This is a genomic window from Kitasatospora sp. NPDC127121 (assembly GCF_042677305.1).
Taxonomy (GTDB): Bacteria; Actinomycetota; Actinomycetes; order Streptomycetales; family Streptomycetaceae; genus Kitasatospora.
Window position 1 is genome coordinate 22,523 of record NZ_JBHXTQ010000050.1, and the last position, 24,972, is coordinate 47,494.

Consider the following 24,972-nt stretch of genomic DNA (forward strand, 5'->3'; position numbering starts at 1 on the left):
GACAGCTATATCCAGGAGTAAGTGCGCCCGTGGCTTCCACGAACGATCTCAAGAACGGCATGGTCCTCAAGCTGGAGGGCGGCAAGCTCTGGTCCGTCGTCGAGTTCCAGCACGTCAAGCCCGGCAAGGGCCCGGCCTTCGTGCGCACGAAGCTCAAGGAGGTCCTGACCGGCAAGGTCGTCGACAAGACCTTCAACGCCGGCACCAAGGTCGAGACCGCCAACGTCGACAAGCGCGGCATGCAGTTCTCGTACAAGGACGGCGAGAACTTCGTGTTCATGGACACGGACACCTACGACCAGATCGTGGTCGAGCCGGCCGTCGTCGGCGACGCCTCCAAGTACCTGCTGGAGGGCTTCGAGGCCCTGGTCGCCATGTACGAGGGTGCCCCCCTGTACATCGAGCTCCCGGCCTCCGTCGAGCTGCTGATCTCCCACACCGAGCCGGGCGTCCAGGGCGACCGCTCCACCGGCGGCTCCAAGCCGGCCACGCTGGAGACCGGCGCCGAGATCGCCGTGCCGCTCTTCATCGTCACCGGCGAGAAGATCAAGGTCGACACCCGCGACGGCGGCTACCTCGGCCGGGTGAAGTAAGTCCGTGTCGGCCGCACGTAGCAAGGCCCGTACCCGGGCCTTCCAGATCCTCTTCGAGGCCGACCACCGCGGGGTCGACCCGCAGCGGGTCCTCGCGGACTGGGTGGCCCGCGCCCGCGAGCCGAAGCCCGACGAGGGCACCCCGCAGGTCGGCGAGTACACCATGGAGTTGATCGAGGGGTACGTCCAGCACGCTCGCCGGATCGACGACCTGATCTCGCAGTACGCGGTGGGCTGGACCCTCGACCGGATGCCGATCGTGGACCGCAACGTCCTGCGGCTCGGCGCCTACGAGCTGATCTGGGAGGACGGCGTCCCGGACGCGGTCGTCCTGGACGAGGCCGTGGAGATCGCCAAGGAGTTCTCCACGGACGACTCCCCGGCCTTCGTCAACGGTCTGCTCGCCCGCTTCCTGGAGCTGAAGCCGAGCATCCGCCGGTAGGTCGTGCGCCCTAGGCCCCGACCACCGGTGGCGGTGAAACCCGCAGAACGGCCGCTGGACCCGGATTCCGGGTCCGGCGGCCGTCGCGCGTTTCACCCGGGCGGCGTAAGGTGGTGCCCTACTCGCCAGTAACTTGGCGTTCGGAAACCGCAGTGAAGGGCAGGCCACCCCCCATGACCACCGCGACCCGCAGCGAGTTCGACCAGGGCATCGCCCTGACCCGGCACCCTGACGAGCCCGGCCGCTACGAGGCCGAACTCGGTGCCGGCTGGCAGATCGGCGGCGGGGTCAACGGCGGGCTGCTGCTCGCCGTCGCCGGACACGCGCTGTCGCTGGAGCACGGCGACCACCCCGACCCGGTGTCGATCAGTGGTTACTACCTGTCCGCCTCCACGCCCGGCCCGGCCACCGTCCGCACCGAGGTGCTGCGCACCGGCCGCGGGCTCTCCACCGGCACCGCCTCGCTCAGTCAGGACGGCGTGGAGCGGCTGCGGGTGGTCGCCAGCCACGGCGACCTCTCCACCGCCGACGGCGAGGTGCGCACCAGCGCCCAGCCGCCGCAGCTGCCGCCGCCGGACCAGTGCATCGGCGTCGAGCACGCGCCCCGGGAGCTGATCGCCCAGGCCGAACTGCTGGAGCGCTTCGACCTGCGGCTGGACCCGGCCACCATCGGCTGGGCGCTCGGGCAGCCGTCCGGCAACGGGCGGATCCAGGGCTGGTTCCGGCTCGCCGACGGCCGCGACCCCGACCCGTTGCTGCTCCTGCTGGTCGCCGACGCGCTGCCGCCGGTGACCTTCGACCTGGGCATGCCCGGCTGGGCCCCGACCGTCGAACTGACCGTCCACCTGCGGGCCAGGCCGGTCCCGGGCTGGCTGCGGGTCACCCACGCCACCCGCAACGTGGCCGGCGGGTACTTCGAGGAGGATGCCGAGGTCTGGGACGAGTCCGGCCGCCTGGTCGCGCAGTCCCGCCAGCTGGCCCGGGTGCCGCGGAAGGCGTGAATCACATCGTCTTACCGTCGGTTACATTCCTGTGACACGCCGTACGTGTGCGGCGCGCGCGGATGGGGAGATAGACGGTCAGCGGCGAGCCGGCCGCTGACCGTCACCCGCCGACGCCAGGAGCCATCGATGAGCCACAGTGGCCGCGCCCGCCGCAACTCCGACTGCACCGCCGGCGGCCCGCGACCCACGGTGCGGGCGCCGCACCAGCGGCGGCGGGTCGAGGGGGCCGAGCAGGCGTTCGTCATCGGGATCCTGACCAGCGCGGCCGACTTCGCCCGGGCCCGCGCCTGGGGGCTGTCGAACGCCGCCGACCACGAGCACTACCTGGCCGAGACCGCCGAGCTGCTGGCCGACGCTCTGGAGCGCTTCGACACCGTGCGGGCCCGGATGTTCCACCCGCAGGACTTCGCGGAGTTCTGCGTGCTGCACGGGCTGGACCCGGCCGAACCGCTCGCCCGCGACCGCTACCTGGTCAATCCGCCGTTGCAGACCCAGCTGCTGGCCTATCAGGGCGAGGAGCTGGCCGGGGACTTCGTGCCGCGCCTGGTCCGGGCCCGGGAGAGCGGGCTGACGCTCTGCCACGCCGACCTGCTGCTGGACGGCGGCCTGTCCGGGGCCGCGGGCGAGGTCGACGAGGAGCACGCCCGCTGGGTGCGCGCCGCCCGTCAGCGCGGCGCCGAGGTGTTCCGCCGGATGCTGGTCGGCGCGGGCGCCGGGGTGTACGAGCTGCGGCTGCGGGTGGACGCGCCGGGCGGGCGGCTGACCGCGGCGGCCCGGGTGCTGCAGTGGGAGGACGGCGTGGTCCGGATCAACGACGAGGACCTGGAGCTGGTCTGCGCGGTGCTGTGCGCCGGATTGGCGCTGGAGCTGCCGGGGGTGGCGGTGCTGCACGGCTCGCAGGGCTCGGTGGCGGCGGGCGGCGCCCGCGGCGCAGCCGCTGACGAGCACTTCCTGCCGGCCTCCTGGGCCTGGTCGAGCGGCGGGCAGGACTGGGCGCCGGCTGCCGGGCCGGTGCGGCTGGACGGCGTGGCGGCGCAGCCCGGCTACAGCCTGGGGACGGTCTGCTGAGCCGGCCGTGGACGCGCGACGGCGCGGCCCCCGGGATGCGGGGTGCCGCGCCGTGACGTTTCTGCAAGACCCGGGGCGTGGCCCGGACCGCGGACCGAGCCGACGGGAGCCGGTGCGGCGAGCGTCAGCTCGCCTCCTCCTCGCGCACCGCACGGCGCGCGTCGGGGTTCAGCACGCCCCAGGAGATCAGCTGCTCGGTGAGGATCGACGGCGACTGGTCGTAGATGACCGCCAGGGTGCGCAGGTCGTCCTGGCGGATCGACAGCACCTTGCCGTTGTAGTCGCCGCGCTGGCTCTGGATCGTCGCCGCGTAGCGCTGCAGCGGGCCGGCCTTCTCGGACGGGACCTGGGTCAGTCTCTCCAGGTCGAGCACCAGGCGCGGCGGCGGCTCGGCCGCGCCGCCGGGGGTGCCGCCGGGCAGCAGCTCCTGCACCGGGACGCCGTAGAACTCCGCCAGCTCGGCCAGCCGCTGCACGGTGACCGCACGGTCGCCGCGCTCGTACGAGCCGACGACGACTGCCTTCCAGCGCCCCTGGGACTTCTCCTCGACACCGTGCAGGGAGAGACCCTGCTGAGTGCGGATCGCTCGGAGCTTGCCCCCGAGTTGCTTCGCGTAGTCGCTGGACATTGATCTCCCCGGACGAGATTGCTTCGCGTTCAGTGGTGGGTCACGGACGATGGTCGACGCCGTTACCGGTGGGTTCGACGTCCGTCTCGTAACTCACTGTGAGGTTACGTAGAGTAAGGTAGCTGCGTCAAGCCGAATGGGGCAGTCGTGCGAATGGCCCGCATCCGCGGCGCGTCCGGGGCGTGAACCCGGCGAAGCGGAATGGTGCGTGTCCGGTTGCCTCCCGGCCCGCTGCTAGGATGGCTCGAAGCCCGCGCCAGGTCGGCGGGGGCAGTCCCAGACATCCTTTAAGGCCCGTCCAGTGAGGCGGGGAAGGAGGTCCGCTTCGGCATGACCACACACCAAGATTCGACGCCGCGACCGCCGCACCAGGTGCTGGACGGCACGGACATCGCCCGGGTCGTCACCCGGATAGCGCACGAGATCGTCGAGCGCGCCAAGGGCGCCGAGGACGTCGTGCTGCTCGGCATCCACACCAGGGGCGTCCACCTCGCCCGCCGCCTGCACGGCCGGCTGGCCCAGATCACCGGGCGCGAGATCCCGCTGGGTGCCCTGGACATCACCATGTACCGGGACGACCTGCGGCTCAAGCCCGCCCGCGCCCTGGAGCACACCGAGATCCCGTCCGGCGGCATCGACGGCAAGCTCGTCATCCTCGTCGACGACGTGCTCTTCTCCGGCCGCACCATCCGGGCCGCGCTCGACGCGCTGAACGACATCGGCCGCCCGCGCGCCGTCCAGCTCGCCGTGCTGGTCGACCGCGGCCACCGCGAGCTGCCGATCCGGGCCGACTACGTGGGCAAGAACCTCCCCACCTCGCTGCGCGAGGCCGTGCAGGTGCGCCTGTCCGACAGCGACGGCGTGGACGCCGTGCTGGTCGGCGACCGCGCCTACACCGATGCGTCGCGCTCCGCGCGCGATGAACAGGGTTCGCAGGCCCTGGCCTCCCAGCCGTCCGAACCGCACCTCCCGGAGTAGCCCGCGTGAAGCGCCACCTCGTCTCCGCCGCCGACCTCACCCGCGACGACGCGCTGCTGATCCTGGACACCGCCGAGGAGCTGGCCCAGCTCTCCGGACGGGCCGTCAAGAAGCTGCCCACGCTGCGCGGCCGGACCGTCGTCAACCTCTTCTTCGAGGACTCGACCCGCACCAAGACCTCCTTCGAGGTCGCCGAGAAGCGGCTCTCCGCCGACGTCATCAACTTCTCCGCCAAGGGCTCCTCGGTCTCCAAGGGCGAGAGCCTCAAGGACACCGCGCTCACCCTCCAGGCGATGGGCGCCGACGCGGTCGTCGTCCGGCACCACGCCTCGGGCGCGCCGGCCCGCCTCGCCCAGTCCGACTGGCTGCACGGCAGCGTGATCAACGCCGGTGACGGCACCCACGAGCACCCCACCCAGGCGCTGCTCGACGCCTTCACCATGCGCCGCCACCTCAACGCCGGGCTGGGCAACGACCTCGCCGGGCGCCGGGTGACCATCGTCGGCGACATCCTGCACAGCCGGGTCGCCCGGTCCAACGTGCACCTGCTGACCACCCTCGGTGCCCAGGTCACCTTCGTCGCCCCGCCGACGCTGCTGCCGATCGGCATTCAGAACTGGCCCTGCGAGGTCAGCTACGACCTGGACCGCGTGCTCCCCAAGACGGACGCGGTGATGATGCTGCGGGTGCAGCGCGAGCGGATGAACGCCGCGTTCTTCCCGACCGAGCGCGAGTACAGCCGCCGCTACGGCCTGAACGGCACCCGGATGTCCCAGCTGCCCGAGCACGCCATCGTGATGCACCCCGGCCCGATGGTGCGCGGCATGGAGATCACCGCCGAGGTCGCCGACTCGCCGCGCTGCACCGTGGTCGAGCAGGTCGCCAACGGCGTGTCGGTCCGGATGGCCGTCCTGTACCTGCTGCTCGGGGGAGCCACCCTCAACGACGCCCGCACCGACTCCGTGGAGACCGCTCAGTGACCACCTACCTGATCCGCAACGCCCAGATCCTCGGCGGTGCCCCGCAGGACCTCCACCTCGCCGACGGTGTGATCAAGGCGATCGGCACCGGCCTGGCGGTCGAGGCGGACATCGAGATCGACGCCGGCGGCCTGATCGTGCTGCCCGGTCTCGTCGACCTGCACACCCACCTGCGCGAGCCCGGCCGCGAGGACGCCGAGACCGTGCTCACCGGCACCCGGGCCGCCGCGATGGGCGGCTTCACCGCCGTGCACGCGATGGCCAACACCACCCCGGTGGCCGACACCGCCGGCGTGGTCGAGCAGGTCTGGCGGCTCGGCCAGGAGGCCGGCTACTGCGACGTGCAGCCGGTCGGCGCCGTCACCGTCGGCCTGGAGGGCAACAAGCTCGCCGAGCTGGGCGCGATGCACGAGTCCGCCGCGAACGTGCGGGTCTTCTCCGACGACGGCAAGTGCGTGGACGACGCGGTGCTGATGCGCCGCGCCCTGGAGTACGTCAAGGCCTTCGACGGCGTCGTCGCCCAGCACGCCCAGGAGCCGCGGCTCACCGAGGGCGCCCAGATGAACGAGGGCCAGGTCTCCGGCGAGCTCGGGCTCGGCGGCTGGCCGGCCGTCGCCGAGGAGTCGATCATCGCGCGGGACGTGCTGCTCGCCGCGCACGTCGGCTCCCGGCTGCACGTCTGCCACGTCTCCACCGCCGGCTCGGTCGAGATCATCCGCTGGGCCAAGGCCAAGGGCTGGGACGTCACCGCCGAGGTCACCCCGCACCACCTGCTGCTCACCGACGAGCTGGTCCGCTCCTACGACCCGGTCTACAAGGTCAACCCGCCGCTGCGCACCGCCGAGGACGTCCAGGCGCTGCGCAAGGCGCTCGCGGACGGCACCATCGACGCCGTCGCCACCGACCACGCGCCGCACCCGGACGAGGACAAGGACTGCGAGTGGGCCGTCGCCGCGATGGGCATGGTCGGCCTGGAGACCGCGCTGTCGGTCGTGCAGCAGACCATGGTGGACACCGGCCTGCTGAACTGGGAGGGCGTCGCCGACCGCATGTCGCACCGTCCGGCCCGGATCGGCCGTCTCGCCGGACAGGGCCGTCCCGTCTCGGTCGGTGAGCCGGCCAACCTGGTGCTGTTCGATCCCGCGTACCGTGGTGCCGTGAACCCGGACAGCTTCGCCACCCGCAGCCGCAACACTCCCTACAAGGGCCTTGACCTGCCCGGACGGGTGCACGCCACCTTCCTGCGCGGGCGCGCCACCGTGCTGGCCGGCGAGCTGGCCGAGCAGGGCGGGGCGGCGTGACCGGCCCGGCCGCGCTCGCCCAGGAGCAGGCCAAGGTCACCAACTGGCCCGGGTACATCGGCTGGGCCGTCGGCCTGCTGATCGTCATCGGGCTCGTCTACTGGCTGATGCGGCAGGGCTGGAACTGGCGGCGCACCCTCCAGTCCGGCATCCCGCCGCTGCCCGCCGTGCCGGCCGGCGCCGGCCGGACCATCCTGGAGACCAGCGGGCGGTACCACGGCTCCACCACCGCCGGGAACTGGCTCGACCGGGTCGTCGCGCACGGCCTGGGCACCCGCAGCCGCGCCGACCTCACCCTCGGCGAGGACGGCCTGCTGGTGCGGCGCCCCGGTGACGTCGACCTCTGGATCCCGGCCGGGCACCTGACCGGGGCCCGCACGGACTCCGGGATCGCCGGCAAGGTCGTTCCGGCCGGGCTGCTCGTCGTCAGCTGGACGCACGAGGGCACCGAGCTGGACTCGGGCTTCCGGGCCGACCACCCCGACGAGCACGCCGCCTGGGTCGAGGCGATCGCCCAACTCGCAACACGTACGAAGACGAAGACGGAAGAGGCCGCTCAATGACCGCACCTGCCCCCACCACGCAGCGCCGACGGCGGGAGCGCACCCCCGCCGTGCTCGTCCTGGAGGACGGCCGGACCTTCCGCGGCGAGGCCTACGGCGCGACCGGCGAGACCTTCGGCGAGGCCGTCTTCAACACCGGCATGTCCGGCTACCAGGAGACCCTCACCGACCCGTCGTACCACCGCCAGGTGGTCGTGATGACCGCCCCGCAGATCGGCAACACCGGCTGGAACGACGAGGACGACGAGTCCAAGCGGATCTGGGTCGCCGGGTACGTCGTGCGCGACCCCGCCCGGGTGGCGTCCAACTGGCGCTCCACCCGCTCGCTGGACGAGGAGCTCGTCCGCCAGGGCGTCGTCGGCATCAGCGGCATCGACACCCGGGCGCTCACCCGCCACCTGCGCGAGCGCGGCGCGATGCGCTGCGGCATCTTCTCCGGCGAGGCGCTGACCGACCAGGCCGAGCTGCTCGCCCGGGTGCAGCAGTCGCCCGAGATGAAGGGCGCCGACCTGTGCGCCGAGGTGGCGACCACCGAGGCGTACGTCGTGCCCGCGATCGGTGAGAAGAAGTTCACCGTCGCCGCGCTGGACCTCGGCATCAAGGGGATGACCCCGCAGCGGATGGCCGAGCGCGGCATCGAGGTGCACGTGCTGCCGGCCAACTCCACCCTGGAGGACCTCTACGCGGTCCAGCCGGACGGCGTGTTCTTCTCCAACGGCCCGGGCGACCCGGCCACCGCCGACCACCAGGTCGCCGTCGCGCAGGGCGTGCTGGAGCGCGGGACCCCGTTCTTCGGGATCTGCTTCGGCAACCAGATCCTCGGCCGCGCACTGGGCTTCGGCACCTACAAGCTCAAGTACGGCCACCGCGGCATCAACCAGCCGGTGCAGGACCGCACCACCGGCAAGGTCGAGGTGACCGCGCACAACCACGGCTTCGCCGTGAACGCACCGCTGGACCGGGTGAGCGACACCCCCTTCGGGCGGGTCGAGGTCTCCCACGTCTGCCTCAACGACGACGTGGTCGAGGGCCTCCAGGCGCTCGACGTCCCCGCCTTCAGCGTGCAGTACCACCCCGAAGCGGCGGCCGGCCCGCACGACGCGGCCTACCTCTTCGACCGGTTCGTCGAGCTCATGCGCGGCGACGACAAGCACAGCGCGAAGCTCATGGAGGGCCAGCGTGCCTAAGCGCACTGACATCAAGTCCGTCCTGGTGATCGGGTCCGGCCCGATCGTGATCGGCCAGGCCGCCGAGTTCGACTACTCGGGCACGCAGGCCTGCCGCGTCCTCAAGGCCGAGGGCCTGCGGGTCGTGCTGGTCAACTCCAACCCGGCCACGATCATGACCGACCCGGAGATCGCCGACGCCACCTACGTCGAGCCGATCACCCCGGAGTTCGTCGAGCGGATCATCGCCAAGGAGCGCCCCGACGCGCTGCTGCCGACCCTCGGCGGGCAGACCGCGCTCAACACCGCGATCTCCCTGCACTCGGCCGGCACGCTGGAGAAGTACGGCGTCGAGCTGATCGGCGCCGACGTGGTGGCGATCAACAAGGGCGAGGACCGCCAGCTGTTCAAGGGCGTCGTCGAGGCGGTCAACGCCAAGATCGGCTACGGCGAGTCGGCCCGCTCGGTCATCTGCCACTCGATGGACGACGTGCTGGCCGGCGTCGACACGCTCGGCGGCTACCCCGTCGTCGTGCGCCCCTCCTTTACCATGGGCGGCGCCGGCTCCGGCTTCGCCCACGACGAGGAGGACCTGCGCCGCATCGCCGGCCAGGGCCTGGCCCTCTCGCCGACCACCGAGGTGCTCCTGGAGGAGTCCATCCTCGGCTGGAAGGAGTACGAGCTGGAGCTGATGCGCGACAAGAACGACAACGTCGTGGTCGTCTGCTCCATCGAGAACTTCGACCCGATGGGCGTGCACACCGGTGACTCGATCACCGTCGCCCCGGCGATGACCCTCACCGACCGTGAGTACCAGATCCTGCGCGACATCGGCATCGCCGTGATCCGCGAGGTCGGCGTCGACACCGGCGGCTGCAACATCCAGTTCGCCGTCAACCCCGACAGCGGCCGGGTCATCGTCATCGAGATGAACCCGCGGGTGTCGCGCTCCTCCGCGCTGGCCTCGAAGGCGACCGGCTTCCCGATCGCCAAGATCGCCGCCAAGCTGGCCGTCGGCTACACGCTCGACGAGATCCCCAACGACATCACCGAGCAGACCCCGGCCTCCTTCGAGCCGGCCCTCGACTACGTCGTGGTGAAGGTCCCCCGGTTCGCGTTCGAGAAGTTCCCGAGCGCCGACGCCACGCTGACCACCACCATGAAGTCGGTCGGCGAGGCCATGGCCATGGGCCGCAACTTCCCCGAGGCGCTGCAGAAGGCGCTGCGCTCGCTGGAGAAGAAGGGCTCCCAGTTCTCCTGGACCGGCCCGGTCGGCGACAAGGCCGAGCTGCTGGCCAAGGCGGTCGTGCCGACCGACGGCCGGATCAACACCGTGATGCAGGCCATCCGGGCCGGCGCCACCCCGGAGGAGGTGTTCGAGGCCACCAAGATCGACCCGTGGTTCGTCGACCAGCTCTTCCTGCTCGACGAGATCGCCGCCGAGCTGACCGAGGCCGCGAAGCTCACCCCCGAGCTGCTGCGCCACGCCAAGCGGCACGGCTTCTCCGACCAGCAGATCGGCGAGATCCGCGGCCTGAAGCCGGACGTCGTCCGCGAGGTCCGGCACGCGCTCGGCATCCGCCCGGTGTTCAAGACCGTCGACACCTGCGCCGCCGAGTTCGCCGCCAAGACCCCGTACTTCTACTCGTCCTACGACGAGGAGAACGAGGTCGCCCCGCGCACCAAGCCGGCCGTGATCATCCTCGGCTCCGGCCCGAACCGCATCGGCCAGGGCATCGAGTTCGACTACTCCTGCGTGCACGCCTCCTTCGCGCTGGCCGACGCCGGGTACGAGACCGTGATGGTCAACTGCAACCCGGAGACCGTCTCCACCGACTACGACACCTCCGACCGGCTCTACTTCGAGCCGCTCACCCTGGAGGACGTGCTGGAGATCGTCCACGCCGAGCAGCAGGCCGGCCCGCTGGCCGGCGTGATCGTCCAGCTCGGCGGCCAGACCCCGCTCGGCCTGGCCCAGGCGCTCAAGGACAACGGCGTGCCGATCGTCGGCACCCAGCCCGAGGCGATCGACCTCGCCGAGGAGCGCGGCGCCTTCGGCCGCGTGCTGCGCGACGCCGGCCTGCCCGCCCCCAAGCACGGCACCGCCTTCTCCTTCGCCGAGGCCAAGGCCATCGCCGACGAGATCGGCTACCCGGTGCTCGCCCGCCCGTCGTACGTGCTCGGCGGCCGCGGCATGGAGATCGTCTACGACGAGGCCTCGCTCGCCTCCTACCTGGAGCGCCACGCCGGCCTGATCTCCGAGCACCCGGTGCTCATCGACCGCTTCCTCGACGACGCGGTGGAGATCGACGTCGACGCGCTGTACGACGGCACCGAGCTCTACCTCGGCGGCGTCATGGAGCACATCGAGGAGGCCGGCATCCACTCCGGCGACTCCGCCTGCGCGCTGCCCCCGATCACCCTCGGCGGCTACGACATCAAGCGCCTGCGCACCTCCACCGAGGCCATCGCGCGCGGCGTCGGCGTCCGCGGCCTGATCAACATCCAGTTCGCGCTGGCCGGGGACATCCTGTACGTGCTGGAGGCCAACCCGCGCGCCTCCCGCACCGTGCCGTTCACCTCCAAGGCGACCGCCGTGCCGCTGGCCAAGGCCGCCGCCCGGATCTCGCTCGGCGCCACCATCGCCGAACTGCGCGCCGAGGGCCTGCTCCCGGCCGAGGGCGACGGCGGCACGCTGCCGGCCGACGCGCCGATCGCGGTCAAGGAGGCCGTGATGCCGTGGAGCCGCTTCCGCGACATCCACGGCCGCGGCGTGGACACCGTGCTCGGCCCGGAGATGCGGTCGACCGGCGAGGTCATGGGCATCGACAAGGTCTTCGGCACGGCCTACGCCAAGGCCCAGGCCGGCGCCTACGGCGCGCTGCCGACCAAGGGCAAGGTCTTCGTCTCGGTCGCCAACCGCGACAAGCGCAACCTGGTCTTCCCGGCCCGCGCGCTGGTCGGCCTCGGCTTCGAGGTGCTCGCCACCGCCGGCACCGCCGAGGTGCTGCACCGCGGCGGCATCCCGTCCACGCTGGTGCGCAAGCACAGCGAGGGCGAGGGCCCCAACGGCGAGCGGACCATCGTCCAGCTGATCCACGACGGTGAGGTCGACCTCATCATCAACACGCCGTACGGCACCGGCGGGCGCCTCGACGGCTACGAGATCCGCACCGCCGCCGTGTCCCGCGGCGTGCCCTGCCTGACCACGGTCCAGGCGATGGGCGCGGCCGTCCAGGGCATGGACGCGCTGCTGCGCGACGAGGTCGGGGTGATGTCGCTCCAGGAGCACGCCGCGCTGATCAACGCCGGCCGCAAGTAGCACCACCGCAGTGGGGGGCACCGAGGCCAGCCGGGTGCCCCCCACTTCCATGCCCTGATCCGGGTGCTCACGCTCAGATCCGGGCCCTGATCCGGGAGTTGGGTTTTTGTACAAGCTGCTGTTCGACCTCGTCTTCAAGAAGATGGACCCCGAGAAGGCCCACCACCTCGCCTTCTTCTGGATCCGGCTCGCCTCCTCGGTGCCCGGCCTGCGCACGCTGGCGCGGCTGGTGCTCTCCCCGCGCGACCGGGCGCTGCACACCACCGCCCTCGGCCTCGACCTGCCGGGCCCGTTCGGCCTGGCGGCCGGCTTCGACAAGAACGGCGTCGGCATCGACGGCCTGGCGATGCTCGGCTTCGACTACGTCGAGATCGGCACCATCACCGGCGAGCCCCAGCCGGGCAACCCGACGCCCCGGCTGTTCCGCCTGGTCGAGGACCGCGCGCTGATCAACCGGATGGGCTTCAACAACCAGGGCTCGGCCCGGGTCGCCGCGCGCCTCGCCGCCCGCCCGCACACCAGCTCCACCCCGGTGATCGGCGTCAACATCGGCAAGACCAAGGTGGTCGAGGAGGCCGACGCCGTCGCCGACTACGTCAAGTCCACCGAGCGGCTGGCCAAGTACGCCGACTACCTGGTCGTCAACGTCAGTTCGCCGAACACCCCCGGGCTGCGCAACCTCCAGGCCGTGGACCACCTGCGCCCGCTGCTCGCCGCCGTCCGCGAGGCCGCCGACCGCACCACCGCGCACCACGTCCCGCTGCTGGTCAAGATCGCCCCCGACCTGGCCGACGAGGACGTCGACGCGGTCGCCGACCTCGCCCTGGAACTGGGCCTGGACGGCATCATCGCCACCAACACCACGATCGGCCGCGAAGGCCTGCGCACCGACGCCGCCCGGGTCGAGGAGATCGGCATGGGCGGCCTGTCCGGCGCCCCGCTCAAGGCCCGCGCCCTGGAGGTGCTCCAGCGCCTGCGCGCCCGGACCGGGGGCCGGCTGACGCTGGTCTCGGTCGGCGGCGTCGAGACCGCCGATGACGTCTGGCAGCGGATCGTCCACGGCGCGGACCTCGTCCAGGGCTACAGCGCCTTCATCTACGAGGGCCCGTTCTGGTGCCGCCGGATCCACCGGGGCCTCTCCGCCCGGATCCGGGCCGCGGGCTTCCGCGACCTGGCCGCCGCCGTCGGCAGCGCCGTCGACGGCGCCAAGGCCTCCTCCTGAACCTCCGTACGCCACGGCTCCGTACGACGCCCCGTGCGAGCCGTGTAGGACCCGCGCACGGCCTCCGTGCGGCCTCCCCACGACCTTCCGGAAGGACGACATGACCCTCGCCCCGTTCGGCGCCCGGCTGCGCCAGGCCCTCGACACCCGCGGCCAGCTCTGCGTCGGCATCGACCCGCACGCCTCCCTGCTCGCCGCCTGGGGGCTCGGCGACGACCTCGCCGGCCTGGAGACCTTCAGCCGCACCGTCGTCGAGGCGCTGGCCGACCGGGTGGCCGTGCTCAAGCCGCAGGCCGCCTTCTTCGAGCGCTTCGGCAGCAAGGGCGTCGCGGTGCTGGAGAAGTCCGTCGAGGAGGCCAGGGCGGCCGGTGCGCTGGTCCTGATGGACGCCAAGCGCGGCGACATCGGCTCCACCATGGCCGCCTACGCGGAGGCCTTCCTGTCGCCCGGCAGCCCGCTGTTCTCGGACGCCGTCACGGTCAGCCCGTACCTGGGCTTCGGCTCGCTGCGCCCGGCCCTCGACCTGGCCCGCGCGCAGGGCTGCGGCGTGTTCGCGCTGGCGCTCACCTCCAACCCGGAGGGCCACGAGGTGCAGCGGGCGGTCGGCGCGGACGGCGAGTCGGTCGCGGCCTCGGTGCTGCGGCAACTGGCGGCGGAGAACGGCGACGCCGCCCCGCTGGGCTCCTTCGGCGCGGTCGTCGGCGCGACGCTCGCCGACGCGGGCGTGGAACTGGCCATCAACGGCCCGCTGCTGGCCCCCGGGATCGGCGCCCAGGGCGCGACGATGGCCGACCTGCCGCGGGTGTTCGGCGCCGCGGTGATCAACGTGGTGCCGAGCGTCAGCCGGGACGTGCTCAAGCACGGGCCGTCGGTGGCGGCCCTGCGCTCGGCGGCCGAGCGGTTCGTCGGCGAGTACGCGGACGCGGTGAAGTAGCGGACGCGGTGAAGTAGCGGACGTGGTGAAGTAGCGGACGTGGTGAAGTAGCGGCGATCGCGGGCGCGAGCGGCGTAGCGGGGCGATGACCCTGCGCAGTGTGCGCAGCCCGGCGAGGGTCCCCGGACCCCACCGAAGTTGACGTGAGCGCCGTCACATTGGCGGTGTCAAAGTTTCGCAATCGCGGTCATTTTGCCCTGGAAAGTCCTGGTCGGCCTTGGCTGACCAGGACTTTTCGTGTTCTTTTCCTGACGTGGCGCCGCAATCCGGGTAGTGTCCGGCGATAGGTCATCGGCGAGCCGCGAAACCCGTAGCTCCCGCAGGTCAAGGGCCCTGTGGTTCCCCTTGCGGACGGTGTCCTGGGATCCAAACCAGTCATAGCTCAATCCCTTCCTTCCACACCCTGAGGTGAACGGCGTGGCTCTTCCGCCCCTTACCCCTGAACAGCGCACCGCCGCGCTCGCCAAGGCCGCCGAGGCTCGCCGGGAGCGCGCCGAGGTCAAGAACCGGCTCAAGCACTCCGGCGCCTCCCTGCACGAGGTGATCAAGGCCGGAAAGGCCGAGAACGACGTCATCGGCAAGATGAAGGTCTCCGCACTGCTGGAGTCCCTTCCCGGCGTCGGCAAGGTCCGTGCCAAGCAGATCATGGAACGCCTCGGCATCAGCGAGAGCCGGCGCGTCCGCGGCCTCGGTACGAACCAGATCGCCTCCCTGGAGCGGGAGTTCGGCGGCGGTGCCGCCTGACCGTGCCCCGTGGTCCCGGGACCGTCCGCGATCCGGGATAATCGGTGCATGAGTGAGCGTCCGCGGCTGACCGTGCTCTCCGGCCCTTCGGGGGTCGGCAAGAGCACGGTCGTCGCTCATATGAGGAAGCAGCACCCCGAGGTCTGGCTCTCGGTGTCGGCGACGACCCGGCACCCGAGGCCGGGCGAGCAGAACGGGGTCCAGTACCACTTCGTCGACAACGACGAGTTCGACAAGCTGATCGCCAACGGCGAGCTGCTGGAGTGGGCCGTCTTCGCCGGCAACCGCTACGGCACCCCGCGCTCGGCGGTGCTGGAGAAGCTGGAGCGCGGCGAGCCCGTCCTGCTGGAGATCGACCTCCAGGGCGCCCGCCAGGTGCGCGAGTCGATGCCCGAGGCGCAGCTGGTCTTCCTGGCCCCGCCGAGCTGGGACGAGCTGGTCCGACGGCTGACCGGTCGGGGCACGGAGTCGCAGGACGTGATCGCGAAGCGGCTGGAGGCGGCCAAGGTCGAGCTCGCGGCCGAGACCGAGTTCGACACGACCCTTGTCAACACCTCCGTCGAGCAGGTAGCGGGCGAACTGCTAGCCTTGCTCGGTGTAGCCTGACCTGTCTGTCTTTTCCACCCTTTCGGAAGGTTTTCGCGTGTCCTCTTCCATGACCGCGCCCGAGGGCATCATCAACCCGCCGATCGACGAGCTGCTTGAGGCCACCGACTCCAAGTACAGCCTCGTGATCTACGCCGCCAAGCGCGCGCGTCAGATCAACGCGTACTACTCCCAGCTCGGTGAGGGCCTGCTCGAGTACGTCGGCCCGCTGGTCGACACCCACGTGCACGAGAAGCCGCTGTCGATCGCGCTGCGCGAGATCAACGCGGGCATGCTGACCGCCGAGGCGATCGAAGCCGCCTGAGGCGGTGCTCCGAAGTTTCTTGTGGAAGGGCCCGGCGGAATCGTTTCCGCCGGGCCCTTCGGCATTCCCGGGGGCTGTGGGATCGACCACGGTGCGCGCGGCGGATGAGGGGCCGTAGGGTGTGCACGTCCCAGGAGTGGAGGAGAGCGGGAGTATGAGCGCGACTTCGGACCGGAGCGGGTCGGCGGACGCGCCGCGCGTCGCCCTCGGCGTCAGCGGCGGCATCGCCGCCTACAAGGTGTGCGAGCTGCTCCGCCGGTTCACCGAGTCCGGCCACCAGGTCACCGTGGTGCCCACCGAGGCCGCGCTGCACTTCGTCGGCGAGGCCACCTGGGCCGCGCTCTCCGGCCGCCCGGCCGCCACCGAGACCTGGGAGCGCGTGCACGAGGTGCCGCACGTGCGGATCGGCCAGCAGGCCGACCTGGTCGTGGTCGCCCCCGCCACCGCCGACCTGATCGCCAAGGCCGCCCACGGCCTCGCCGACGACCTGCTCACCAACACCCTGCTCACCGCTCGCTGTCCGGTCGTCGTGGCGCCCGCCATGCACACCGAGATGTGGGAGCACCCCGCCACCCGGGACAACGTCGCCACGCTGCGCCGCCGCGGCGTGATCGTGCTGGAGCCGGCCGTCGGGCGGCTCACCGGCAAGGACACCGGCAAGGGGCGGCTGCCCGAGCCGTCCGCGATCTTCGACGCCTGCCGGGCCGTGCTGCGCCGGGGCGGGGCCGCCCCGACCGACCTGGCGGGCCGGCACGTGGTGGTCTCGGCCGGCGGCACCCGCGAGCCGCTGGACCCGGTGCGGTTCCTGGGCAACCGCTCCTCCGGCAAGCAGGGCTACGCGCTGGCCGTGACGGCCGCGGCCCGTGGGGCGCGCGTGACGTTGGTCTCGGCCAACGCGGAGCTCGCCGACCCGGCCGGCGTCGACGTGGTGCACGTCTCGACCGCGCTGGAGCTGCGCGAGGCGGCGCTGAAGGCGGCGGCGTCGGCCGACGCCGTGGTCATGGCCGCGGCCGTGGCGGACTTCCGGCCCGCCGAGTACGCCAGCGGCAAGATCAAGAAGGTCGAGGGCGTCGAGCCGGCGCCGGTCGCCCTCGTCCGCAACCCCGACGTCCTGGCCGAGCTGGCGGCGCACCGCGCCCGTTCGGGCCAACTCGTGGTGGGTTTCGCGGCGGAGACCGACGACGTGCTCGCCAACGGCCGCGCCAAGCTCGCCCGCAAGGGCTGCGACCTGCTGGTCGTCAACGAGGTGGGCAACGGCAAGGCCTTCGGGACGGACGTCAACGAGGCCGTGGTGCTGGGCTCGGACGGCAGTGAGACGGCCGTTCCGGTGGGTCCGAAGGAGGCGTTGGCGGACGTGGTCTGGGACCTGGTCGTCAAGCGGCTGGAAACGGTCGGCGACTGATCAAGCCCTGCTGGAGATCGGTCGAGATTTCCGGAAGCGGGTGACGTTCGGCGGAGGCATCCCGTTAGACTCCAGGAATCAAGTCTTTCCGGATGTCCTCGGTTCGCCGGGGGCCTTCAGTCAGCAGCCGCTGCAACCCCAGGGAGCGCTGTGTCTCGCCGCCTGTTCACCTCGGAGTCCGTCACCGAGGGACACCCCGACAAGATCGCTGACCAGATCAGCGACACCATCCTTGACGCTCTCCTGCGAGAGGACCCGACCTCCCGGGTCGCCGTGGAGACGCTCATCACCACCGGCCAGGTGCACGTGGCCGGCGAGGTGACCACCAAGGCGTACGCGCCGATCGCCCAGCTCGTCCGGGACAAGATCCTGGAGATCGGCTACGACAGCTCCAAGAAGGGCTTCGACGGCGCCTCCTGCGGCGTGTCGGTGTCCATCGGCGCGCAGTCGCCCGACATCGCTCAGGGCGTCGACACCGCGTACGAGGCTCGGGTCGAGGGCGACGAGGACGACCTGGACAAGCAGGGCGCCGGCGACCAGGGCCTGATGTTCGGCTACGCGTCCGACGAGACGCCCGAGCTGATGCCGCTGCCGATCACCATCGCGCACCGCCTCTCGCGCCGCCTGACCGAGGTCCGCAAGAACGGGACCATCCCGTACCTGCGCCCCGACGGCAAGACCCAGGTCACCATCGAGTACGACGGCGACAAGGCCGTCCGCCTCGACACCGTGGTGGTCTCCACCCAGCACGCCAGTGACATCGACCTGGAGTCGCTGCTCACCCCGGACATCCGCGAGTTCGTGGTCGAGCCCGAGCTGAAGGCACTCGCCGACCAGGGCATCAAGCTGGTCACCGAGGGCTACCGCCTGCTGGTGAACCCGACCGGCCGCTTCGAGATCGGCGGCCCGATGGGCGACGCCGGCCTCACCGGCCGCAAGATCATCATCGACACCTACGGCGGCATGGCCCGCCACGGTGGCGGCGCCTTCTCCGGCAAGGACCCGTCCAAGGTCGACCGCTCGGCCGCGTACGCGATGCGCTGGGTGGCGAAGAACATCGTCGCCGCCGGCCTCGCCCGCCGCGCCGAGGTGCAGGTCGCGTACGCGATCGGCAAGGCCGAGCCCGTGGGCCTGTTCGTCGAGACCTTCGGCACCGAGACCGTGCCGGTGCTGTCCATCCAGAAGGCCGTCACCGACGTCTTCGACCTGCGCCCGGCCGCGATCATCCGCGACCTGGACCTGCTGCGCCCGATCTACTCCCAGACCGCGGCGTACGGCCACTTCGGCCGTGAGCTGCCCGACTTCACCTGGGAGCGCACCGACCGCGTGGAGCAGCTGAAGGCGGCCGTGAAGGACTGAACGGCCTGATCGTCCGGAAGCGGCGCCTACCCCCGGGCGGGGTGGGCGCCGCGTGAGTGCGGTCTGGAGGGGTGCACATGTAGTACTGGGAGCGATGAGCAGCACAGGGGAGACGGAGAACACGGAGAACGGGGCCGAGCCGGAGCAGCTGGCGTTCATCCGGGAGACGGTCAAGCGGGCCAAGCCCCGGACGTGGCGCGGCGCCAAGCGGGCCGAGCACCTGCCGGTGGCCCGGGTCGTGGTGGACAAGGGCGTGCTCACCATCGACAAGTTCTTCGACTACGAGGTGCCGGCCGCGATGGCCGAGGAGGCCCGCCCGGGCGCCCGGGTGCGGGTGCGCTTCGGCGCGCGCGTGGTGAAGGGCCAGCGCGAGGGCGGGGAACTGCACGACGGATTCATCGTCGCCCGGCTGGAGAAGAGCGACTTCCCCGGCCCGCTCGCCCCGCTCGCCCAGGTGCTCTCACCCGAGCCCGTGCTCACCCCCCAACTGCTCCGGCTCTGCCGGACCGTCGCCGACCGCTACGCCGGCACCCTCGCCGACGTCCTCCAACTGGCCGTCCCGCCCCGGCACGCCAAGGCCGAGGCCGAGCCCTCGCCGCCGGCGCTCCCGCGCCCCCCGGCCCCCGCCCCCGGGGGCTGGCAGCGCTACCCGGCCGGGCCCGACTTCCTCGCCGCGCTGGCCGACGGCGGCGCGCCGCGCGCCGTCTGGGCGGCGCTGCCCGGCCCCGGCTGGCCGTACGAGATCGCGCGCGCCGTCGCCGCCACGCTGGCGGGCGGGCGCGGCGCGCTCGTCGTGCTGCCCGAGGGGCGGTCGGTGGCCCGGGTCGACCAGGCGCTCACCGAACTGCTCGGCGCGGGCCGGCACGTGGCCCTGGAGGCCGACCTCGGCCCGCGCGAGCGCTACCGGCGCTGGCTGGCGGTGAGCCGCGGCTCGGTGCACGCCGTGATCGGCACCCGCGCCACCATGTTCGCGCCGGTGCGCGACCTCGGGCTGGTCGTCGTCTGGTCCGACGGCGACAACAGCCACAGCGACCCGCGCGCCCCGCACCCGCACGTGCGCGAGGTCGCGCTGCTGCGCGCCGCCGAAGAGGGCGCGGCCGTGCTGCTCGGCGGCCACGCCGTCACGGTGGAGGGCGCGCAGCTGGTCAGCACCGGGTGGGCCCGCCCGCTGACCGCCGACCGGGAGACCGTGCGCCGGATCGCGCCGCGGGTGCGGACCGTCACCGACCAGGACCAGCACCGCGACAGCGCCGCCCAGTCCGCCCGGCTGCCCTCGGTGGCCTGGGAGGCCGCCCGGGAGTCACTGGCCGCCGGGCACCCGGTGCTCATCCAGGTGCCCCGGCGCGGCTACGTGCCCCGGCTGTCCTGCGCGCGCTGCCGCACCCCCGCCCGGTGCCGGCGGTGCGAGGGCCCGCTGGAGGCGCCTGCGGCCGACGCCGCGCTGAACTGCGGCTGGTGCGGGGAGGCGGAGACGGACTGGCACTGCCCCGAGTGCGGCTCGTTCCGGCTGCGCGCCCAGGTGGTCGGCGCCCGGCGCACGGCGGAGGAACTGGGCAAGGCGTTCCCGCGGATCCCAGTGCGCACCTCCGGACGGGACGCGGTGCTGGCCACCGTCCCGGACGAGCCGTCGCTGGTGATCTCCACGCCCGGCGCGGAGCCGGTGGTGGACGGTGGCACCGGGTACGGGGCCGCGCTGCTGCTGGACGGCTGGGCGCTGCTCGGCCGGCCCGACCTGCGGGCCGGGGAGGAGACGCTGCGGCTCTGGCTGGCGGCCGCCGCGCTGGTCCGGTCCGCCGAGGAGGGCGGCTCGGTGGTCGTGGTCGCCGAGCCGTCGGCGCGGCCGGTGCAGGCCCTGGTCCGCTGGGACCCGCTGGGCCACGCCGGGCTGGAACGCGACGAGCGGGCGCAGCTGCACTTCCCGCCGGTGTCGCGGATGGCGTCGGTCAGCGGCAGCCCGGCGGCCGTGGCCGACCTGCTGGGGCTGATCCGGCTGCCCTCGGAGGCGGACGTGCTCGGGCCGGTACCGGCCCCGGCCCTGCGCGGGGAGGAACAGGAGCGCGCGCTGCTGCGGGTGCCGCCCGGGCAGGGGGCGGCGCTGGCGGCGGCCCTCAAGGCGGCGCAGATCGCGCGGATCGCGCTGCGGACGCCGGAGGTGGTACGGGTGCGGGTGGATCCGACCGACATCGGGTGAGGCCGGCGGGGGCGGGGTGAGTGGCCACCCCGCCCCGGATGGCGCTGGTCGGGCGGCGGCGTCAGCCGCGCAGCGGGATGCCGGTGCGGTCGACCGGGGTGCGGTCGATCGGGGTGCGCTCGGGGGTGGTGCGGTCGACCGGGGGGCGGTCGAGGTTGCCGCGCTCCGGTGCGGTGCGGTCGAGGTTGCTGCGGTCGAGGGTGTTGCGCTCCAGGGCGTTGCGGTCGAGGCTGCTGCGGTCCAGGCCGCCCTGGCGGGCCGCCGGGACGGTCGCCGCCAGGCCGCCGGACGGTACGGCGGGCAGCTCCTCCGAGCGGTCCGGGCGGCCCTGGCCCGGGACGGCACCGCTGGCGGCGAGGAGTTCGCTGGTCGGGCGGCGCATCCCGTACCGGCGGTGCACGGCCTGCTTGGTGACCCCGAGGGCCGAGCCCACCGAGTCCCAGGAGAAGCCCAGCGCCCGGTCGAACTCGACCGCCGCCGCGACCAGGGTCTCCACGCTCTCCCTCAGCTCCTGCGCCAGGCGCACGGTCGGCGCGGGCGCCCGTCCGTACACCACGAAGCCGGCCGACGTGCTGGGCCGGCGCGGACGGTAGACGTTGCCCAACTGGGCGGTGAGCGTCCGCAGCGCGTCGACCTGCCGCCTCACCCGCTCGATGTCCCGCACCAGCAGGTGCAGGCTTGCCCGCGCCCGGGCGTCGTGGTTGATCTGCTCGGCCATGGCCTACGTGCCACCTTCCGTACGGTTCAGCTCGGCCGGGGCGCGGTGTCCCGTGCGCCCGGCCCCGGTCAATCTCACTTGACCAACGCCGAAGCGGGGGCCGGGGTAACGCCGCCGGGCAGACTCGGGATATGCCAGAAGCCGGTGCCGGGGTGGGGGAGGGGCGTTCGGGGCCGCGCGAAGGGTGGTGCGAGGGGCGGCGAGGGGCCGCGCGAGGGGCGGTGTGAGGGCATGGGCGGCGGGCCGGGTGCGTTGCATAGACTTGCCGGGAACCCGTAGTTGCCCGCAACCCCGCACCCTCGACGGACAGGAGCCCGTACCCCATGGCGATCCAGCCGATCCGGCTCTTCGGAGACCCCGTCCTGCGGGCCACCGCCCAGCCGGTGACCACGTTCGACAAGGAACTGCGCACCCTGGTCGGCGACCTCACCGAAACCATGCTCAACGCCCCTGGTGCAGGCCTCGCCGCGCCCCAACTCGGCGTCTCCCTGCGGGTGTTCACCTACCACGTGGACGGTGTCACCGGGCACCTGATCAACCCGGACCTGTCGCTGACCGAGGAGGAGCAGGACGGCCCCGAGGGCTGCCTCTCGCTGCCCGGCCTGCGCTACGACACCAAGCGCGCCTACGGTGTGGTCGCCAAGGGCTTCACCATGTACGGCGATCCGGTCACCCTGGAGGGCACCCAGCTGCTCGCCCGTTGCATCCAGCACGAGACCGACCACCTCGACGGCATCATCTTCATCGACCGGCTCGACCGCGAGCAGCGCAAGGCCGCGCTGAAGGCGATCCGCGACACCGACTGGGGCGGCGCGCCCGCGCTGGTCGTCAAGGTCTCCCCGCACAGCACGTTCGGCGCCGCGCGCTGAACCCTCTGGCGCCGAACCCTCTGACGCTGAACCCTCTGATCTCCAACGTCTTCTTGCAGAAAGGCACTTGATGCGTCTCGTCTTCGCCGGCACCCCCGAGGTCGCCGTTCCCGCCCTGGACGCCCTGCTCGCCTCCGACCGGCACGAGGTCGTCGCGGTGGTCACCCGCCCCGACGCCCCCGCCGGGCGAGGGCGCAAGCTGGTCGCCAGCCCCGTCGCCCAGCGCGCCGAGGAGGCCGGGATCGAGGTCCTCAAGCCGGCGAAGCCCAGCGACCCGGAGTTCGTCGCCCGGCTCACCGAACTCGCCCCCGACTGCTGCCCGGTGGTCGCCTACGGCGCGCTGCTGCGCCCCGGCACGCTGGAGATCCCCAAGCACGGCTGGGTCAACCTGCACTTCTCGCTGCTGCCCGCCTGGCGCGGCGCGGCCCCCGTCCAGCACGCGGTGCTGGCCGGCGACGAGGTCACCGGCGCGGCCACCTTCCTGATCGAGCAGGGCCTGGACTCCGGTCCGGTCTACGGCGTGATCACCGAGGAGATCCGCCCGACCGACACCAGCGGCGAACTGCTCACCCGCCTCTCGGTGTCCGGCGCGCGACTGCTCACCGCCACCATGGACGGCATCGAGGACGGCTCCCTGCACGCCCTCCCGCAGCCGGCCGAGGGCGTCACGCTCGCCCCGAAGATCACCGTCGAGGACGCGCGCATCGAGTGGAGCCACCCCGCCCTGCGGATCGACCGCGTGGTGCGCGGCTGCGCCCCGGCGCCCGGCGCCTGGACGGAGTTCCGCGGCGAGCGGCTGAAGATCACCGGGCCGGTGAAGCTGCTGACCGACTCGTCCGCCCTGGCGCCCGGGGAGCTGGCCGTGGTCGGCAAGAACAGCGTGCGGGTCGGGACGGGCAGCCACGAGGTCGAACTCGGGGAGGTCCGCCCGCAGGGGAAGAAGGAGATGCGGGCGGCGGACTGGGCGCGCGGGGCGCGGCTGGAGTCCGGGGAGCGCTTCGGCTCCGAGGGCTGAGGCTCAGGTTTAGCGTTACTGTTCGTCTGATAACCACTGATAATCGTCTGATAGCCACCGATAACCACCGCAGCACCTTGAGGCACCCTGTGACCACCCCCAGCGCCCAGCGCGCCCCCCGCCCGCACCGCCGCCCGAAGAAGGACCCGGCCCGGATCGTCGCGTTCCGCGCGCTGCGCGCCGTCGACGAGCGCGACGCGTACGCCAACCTGATCCTGCCGTCGCTGCTCCGCGAAGCCGAGCAGAAGGGCATGGACCGGCGCGACGCCGCCCTCGCCACCGAACTCGTCTACGGCACCCTGCGCTTGCAGGGCACCTACGACGCGATCATCGCCGCCTGCATCGACCGGCCGCTCAGCAAGGTCGACCCGCCGGTCCTGGACGTGCTCTCGCTCGGCGCCCACCAGCTGCTCACCACCCGCATCCCCAGCCACGCGGCGGTCTCGGCCACCGTCGAGCTGGCCCGGGTGGTGCTCGGCGACGGCAAGGCCAAGTTCGTCAACGCCGTCCTGCGCCGGATCAGCGCCCACGACCTGGACGCCTGGATCGAGAAGGTCGCCCCGCCGTACGAGAAGGACGCCGAGGACCACCTCGCCGTCGTCCACTCGCACCCGCGCTGGGTCGTCTCCGCGCTCTGGGACTCGCTCGGCCGCTGGCAGCCCGACGCCTCCGGGCGCAGCGCCCTGGAGGACCTGCTGCGCGCCGACAACGAGCGGCCCGAGGTGACCCTCGTCGCCCGCCCCGGCCGGGTCGACGTCGGCGAACTCGCCGACGCGCTGCCCGAGGCCGAGCCCGGCCGCTGGTCCCCGTTCGCGCTGCGGCTCGCCGAAGGCGGCGACCCGGGCTCGCTGGAGGCCGTCCGGGACAACCGGGCGGGCGTCCAGGACGAAGGCAGCCAGCTGGTCGCCCTCGCCCTGGCCAACGCCCCGCTGGACGGACCGGACCGGCTCTGGCTGGACGGCTGCGCCGGCCCCGGCGGCAAGGCCGCGCTGCTCGCGGCGCTGGCCGCCGAACGCGGCGCCGGGCTGGTCGCGAGCGAGAAGCAGCCGCACCGCGCGCGGCTGGTCGCCCGGGCGCTGGAGGGCAACCCCGGCCCGTACACGGTGATCACCGCGGACGGCACCCGCCCGGCCTGGCGCTCCGGCGGCTTCGACCGGGTGCTGGTCGACGTGCCGTGCTCCGGCCTGGGCGCCCTGCGCCGCCGCCCCGAGGCGCGCTGGCGCCGCCGCCCCGCCGACGTCGCGGCCTTCGGCCCGCTCCAGCGGGACCTGCTGCGCTCGGCTATCGACGCCACCCGGGTCGGCGGGGTCGTCGGGTACGCGACCTGCTCGCCGCACCTCGCGGAGACCCGGGCCGTCGTGGACGACGTGCTGCGGGCCGAGGGCGGCCGGGTCGAGTGGATCGACGCGCGCCCGCTGCTGCCCGGCGTCCCCGCGCTCGGGGACGGGCCGGACGTGCAGCTCTGGCCGCACCTGCACGGGACGGACGCGATGTACCTGGCGCTGCTGCGGCGGACGGCGTGATCCGCTGATCCCGTGATCCCGTGACCCGGTGGGGGGACTG

General features: G+C 72.6%; 22 protein-coding genes and 1 pseudogene. 21 read left to right on the plus strand and 2 right to left on the minus strand.

The window, feature by feature from the left end:
* Positions 1-29 precede the first annotated feature (29 nt).
* From efp to ACFVHI_RS23635, 4 genes are all read left to right on the plus strand, one after another.
* A complete protein-coding gene (gene efp / locus ACFVHI_RS23620) occupies positions 30-593 on the plus strand; it encodes an elongation factor P (protein WP_063346767.1) in 564 nt (187 codons plus the stop codon).
* 4 nt (positions 594-597) lie between these two features.
* Positions 598-1,035 carry a transcription antitermination factor NusB gene (nusB, locus tag ACFVHI_RS23625; protein ID WP_063346766.1) on the plus strand — a complete coding sequence of 146 codons (438 nt, stop codon included), beginning with the start codon at positions 598-600 and terminating at the stop codon, positions 1,033-1,035.
* 173 nt (positions 1,036-1,208) lie between these two features.
* The gene (locus ACFVHI_RS23630) at positions 1,209-2,036 is read left to right on the plus strand and encodes a thioesterase family protein (RefSeq protein WP_063346765.1); all 828 of its coding nucleotides are present in this window, start codon (positions 1,209-1,211) and stop codon (positions 2,034-2,036) included.
* 129 nt (positions 2,037-2,165) lie between these two features.
* Complete coding sequence (locus tag ACFVHI_RS23635) at positions 2,166-3,107, plus strand: hypothetical protein (protein ID WP_380342382.1); 942 nt, start codon at positions 2,166-2,168, stop codon at positions 3,105-3,107.
* 124 nt (positions 3,108-3,231) lie between these two features.
* Here ACFVHI_RS23635 and ACFVHI_RS23640 read toward each other — a convergent pair whose 3' ends face one another.
* The gene (locus tag ACFVHI_RS23640) at positions 3,232-3,735 is read right to left on the minus strand and encodes a transcriptional regulator (protein WP_031072501.1); all 504 of its coding nucleotides are present in this window, start codon (positions 3,733-3,735) and stop codon (positions 3,232-3,234) included.
* Positions 3,736-4,065: 330 nt separating this feature from the next.
* Here ACFVHI_RS23640 and pyrR point away from each other — a divergent pair, with 330 nt between their 5' ends.
* The 14 genes from pyrR to ACFVHI_RS23710 all read left to right on the plus strand — a co-directional run bounded on the left by pyrR (position 4,066) and on the right by ACFVHI_RS23710 (position 20,807).
* Complete coding sequence (gene pyrR, locus ACFVHI_RS23645) at positions 4,066-4,713, plus strand: bifunctional pyr operon transcriptional regulator/uracil phosphoribosyltransferase PyrR (protein WP_063346763.1); 648 nt, start codon at positions 4,066-4,068, stop codon at positions 4,711-4,713.
* 5 nt (positions 4,714-4,718) lie between these two features.
* Positions 4,719-5,693 (plus strand): aspartate carbamoyltransferase catalytic subunit, encoded by a 975-nt coding sequence (locus ACFVHI_RS23650; protein WP_063346762.1) that lies wholly within the window; start codon positions 4,719-4,721, stop codon positions 5,691-5,693.
* Positions 5,690-6,994 (plus strand): dihydroorotase, encoded by a 1,305-nt coding sequence (locus ACFVHI_RS23655; RefSeq protein WP_380342385.1) that lies wholly within the window; start codon positions 5,690-5,692, stop codon positions 6,992-6,994. The genes ACFVHI_RS23650 and ACFVHI_RS23655 overlap by 4 nt, the downstream gene beginning before the upstream one ends.
* Complete coding sequence (locus ACFVHI_RS23660; protein WP_363372725.1) at positions 6,991-7,557, plus strand: hypothetical protein; 567 nt, start codon at positions 6,991-6,993, stop codon at positions 7,555-7,557. Before ACFVHI_RS23655 ends, ACFVHI_RS23660 begins: the two co-directional genes overlap by 4 nt.
* A complete protein-coding gene (gene carA, locus ACFVHI_RS23665; RefSeq protein WP_063346759.1) occupies positions 7,554-8,744 on the plus strand; it encodes a glutamine-hydrolyzing carbamoyl-phosphate synthase small subunit in 1,191 nt (396 codons plus the stop codon). Before ACFVHI_RS23660 ends, carA begins: the two co-directional genes overlap by 4 nt.
* The gene (gene carB / locus ACFVHI_RS23670) at positions 8,737-12,045 is read left to right on the plus strand and encodes a carbamoyl-phosphate synthase large subunit (RefSeq protein ID WP_380342389.1); all 3,309 of its coding nucleotides are present in this window, start codon (positions 8,737-8,739) and stop codon (positions 12,043-12,045) included. Before carA ends, carB begins: the two co-directional genes overlap by 8 nt.
* Before the next feature lie 106 nt (positions 12,046-12,151).
* The gene (locus tag ACFVHI_RS23675; RefSeq protein ID WP_380342392.1) at positions 12,152-13,267 is read left to right on the plus strand and encodes a quinone-dependent dihydroorotate dehydrogenase; all 1,116 of its coding nucleotides are present in this window, start codon (positions 12,152-12,154) and stop codon (positions 13,265-13,267) included.
* Positions 13,268-13,367: 100 nt separating this feature from the next.
* Entirely contained in the window at positions 13,368-14,201 is an 834-nt protein-coding gene (gene pyrF / locus ACFVHI_RS23680; protein WP_350877835.1) for an orotidine-5'-phosphate decarboxylase, read from the plus strand.
* A gap of 417 nt (positions 14,202-14,618) precedes the next feature.
* Complete coding sequence (gene mihF, locus ACFVHI_RS23685) at positions 14,619-14,945, plus strand: integration host factor, actinobacterial type (RefSeq protein ID WP_063346755.1); 327 nt, start codon at positions 14,619-14,621, stop codon at positions 14,943-14,945.
* A gap of 48 nt (positions 14,946-14,993) precedes the next feature.
* The gene (gmk, locus tag ACFVHI_RS23690) at positions 14,994-15,551 is read left to right on the plus strand and encodes a guanylate kinase (RefSeq protein WP_063346754.1); all 558 of its coding nucleotides are present in this window, start codon (positions 14,994-14,996) and stop codon (positions 15,549-15,551) included.
* A 37-nt stretch (positions 15,552-15,588) separates the two neighbouring features.
* Entirely contained in the window at positions 15,589-15,855 is a 267-nt protein-coding gene (rpoZ, locus tag ACFVHI_RS23695; RefSeq protein WP_030240625.1) for a DNA-directed RNA polymerase subunit omega, read from the plus strand.
* Positions 15,856-16,009: 154 nt separating this feature from the next.
* On the plus strand, positions 16,010-17,257 hold the full coding sequence (gene coaBC, locus ACFVHI_RS23700; RefSeq protein ID WP_380342397.1) for a bifunctional phosphopantothenoylcysteine decarboxylase/phosphopantothenate--cysteine ligase CoaBC: 1,248 nt from the start codon (positions 16,010-16,012) through the stop codon (positions 17,255-17,257).
* Between the two features lie 150 nt (positions 17,258-17,407).
* Positions 17,408-18,616, plus strand: coding sequence for a methionine adenosyltransferase (gene metK, locus ACFVHI_RS23705; protein ID WP_063346752.1), 1,209 nt, complete (start codon positions 17,408-17,410; stop codon positions 18,614-18,616).
* A 94-nt stretch (positions 18,617-18,710) separates the two neighbouring features.
* The gene (locus ACFVHI_RS23710) at positions 18,711-20,807 is read left to right on the plus strand and encodes a primosomal protein N' (protein WP_380342400.1); all 2,097 of its coding nucleotides are present in this window, start codon (positions 18,711-18,713) and stop codon (positions 20,805-20,807) included.
* A gap of 253 nt (positions 20,808-21,060) precedes the next feature.
* Here ACFVHI_RS23710 and ACFVHI_RS23715 read toward each other — a convergent pair.
* Positions 21,061-21,525, minus strand: a pseudogene (locus tag ACFVHI_RS23715) (hypothetical protein); the annotation flags it as partial.
* A gap of 323 nt (positions 21,526-21,848) precedes the next feature.
* Here ACFVHI_RS23715 and def point away from each other — a divergent pair.
* The 3 genes from def (at position 21,849) to ACFVHI_RS23730 (ending at position 24,932) form a co-directional block, all read left to right on the plus strand.
* On the plus strand, positions 21,849-22,394 hold the full coding sequence (gene def, locus ACFVHI_RS23720; protein WP_380342403.1) for a peptide deformylase: 546 nt from the start codon (positions 21,849-21,851) through the stop codon (positions 22,392-22,394).
* A gap of 70 nt (positions 22,395-22,464) precedes the next feature.
* On the plus strand, positions 22,465-23,409 hold the full coding sequence (gene fmt / locus ACFVHI_RS23725) for a methionyl-tRNA formyltransferase (protein ID WP_063346749.1): 945 nt from the start codon (positions 22,465-22,467) through the stop codon (positions 23,407-23,409).
* An 89-nt stretch (positions 23,410-23,498) separates the two neighbouring features.
* Entirely contained in the window at positions 23,499-24,932 is a 1,434-nt protein-coding gene (locus tag ACFVHI_RS23730; RefSeq protein WP_363372709.1) for a transcription antitermination factor NusB, read from the plus strand.
* The last annotated feature ends 40 nt before the right edge of the window (positions 24,933-24,972 follow it).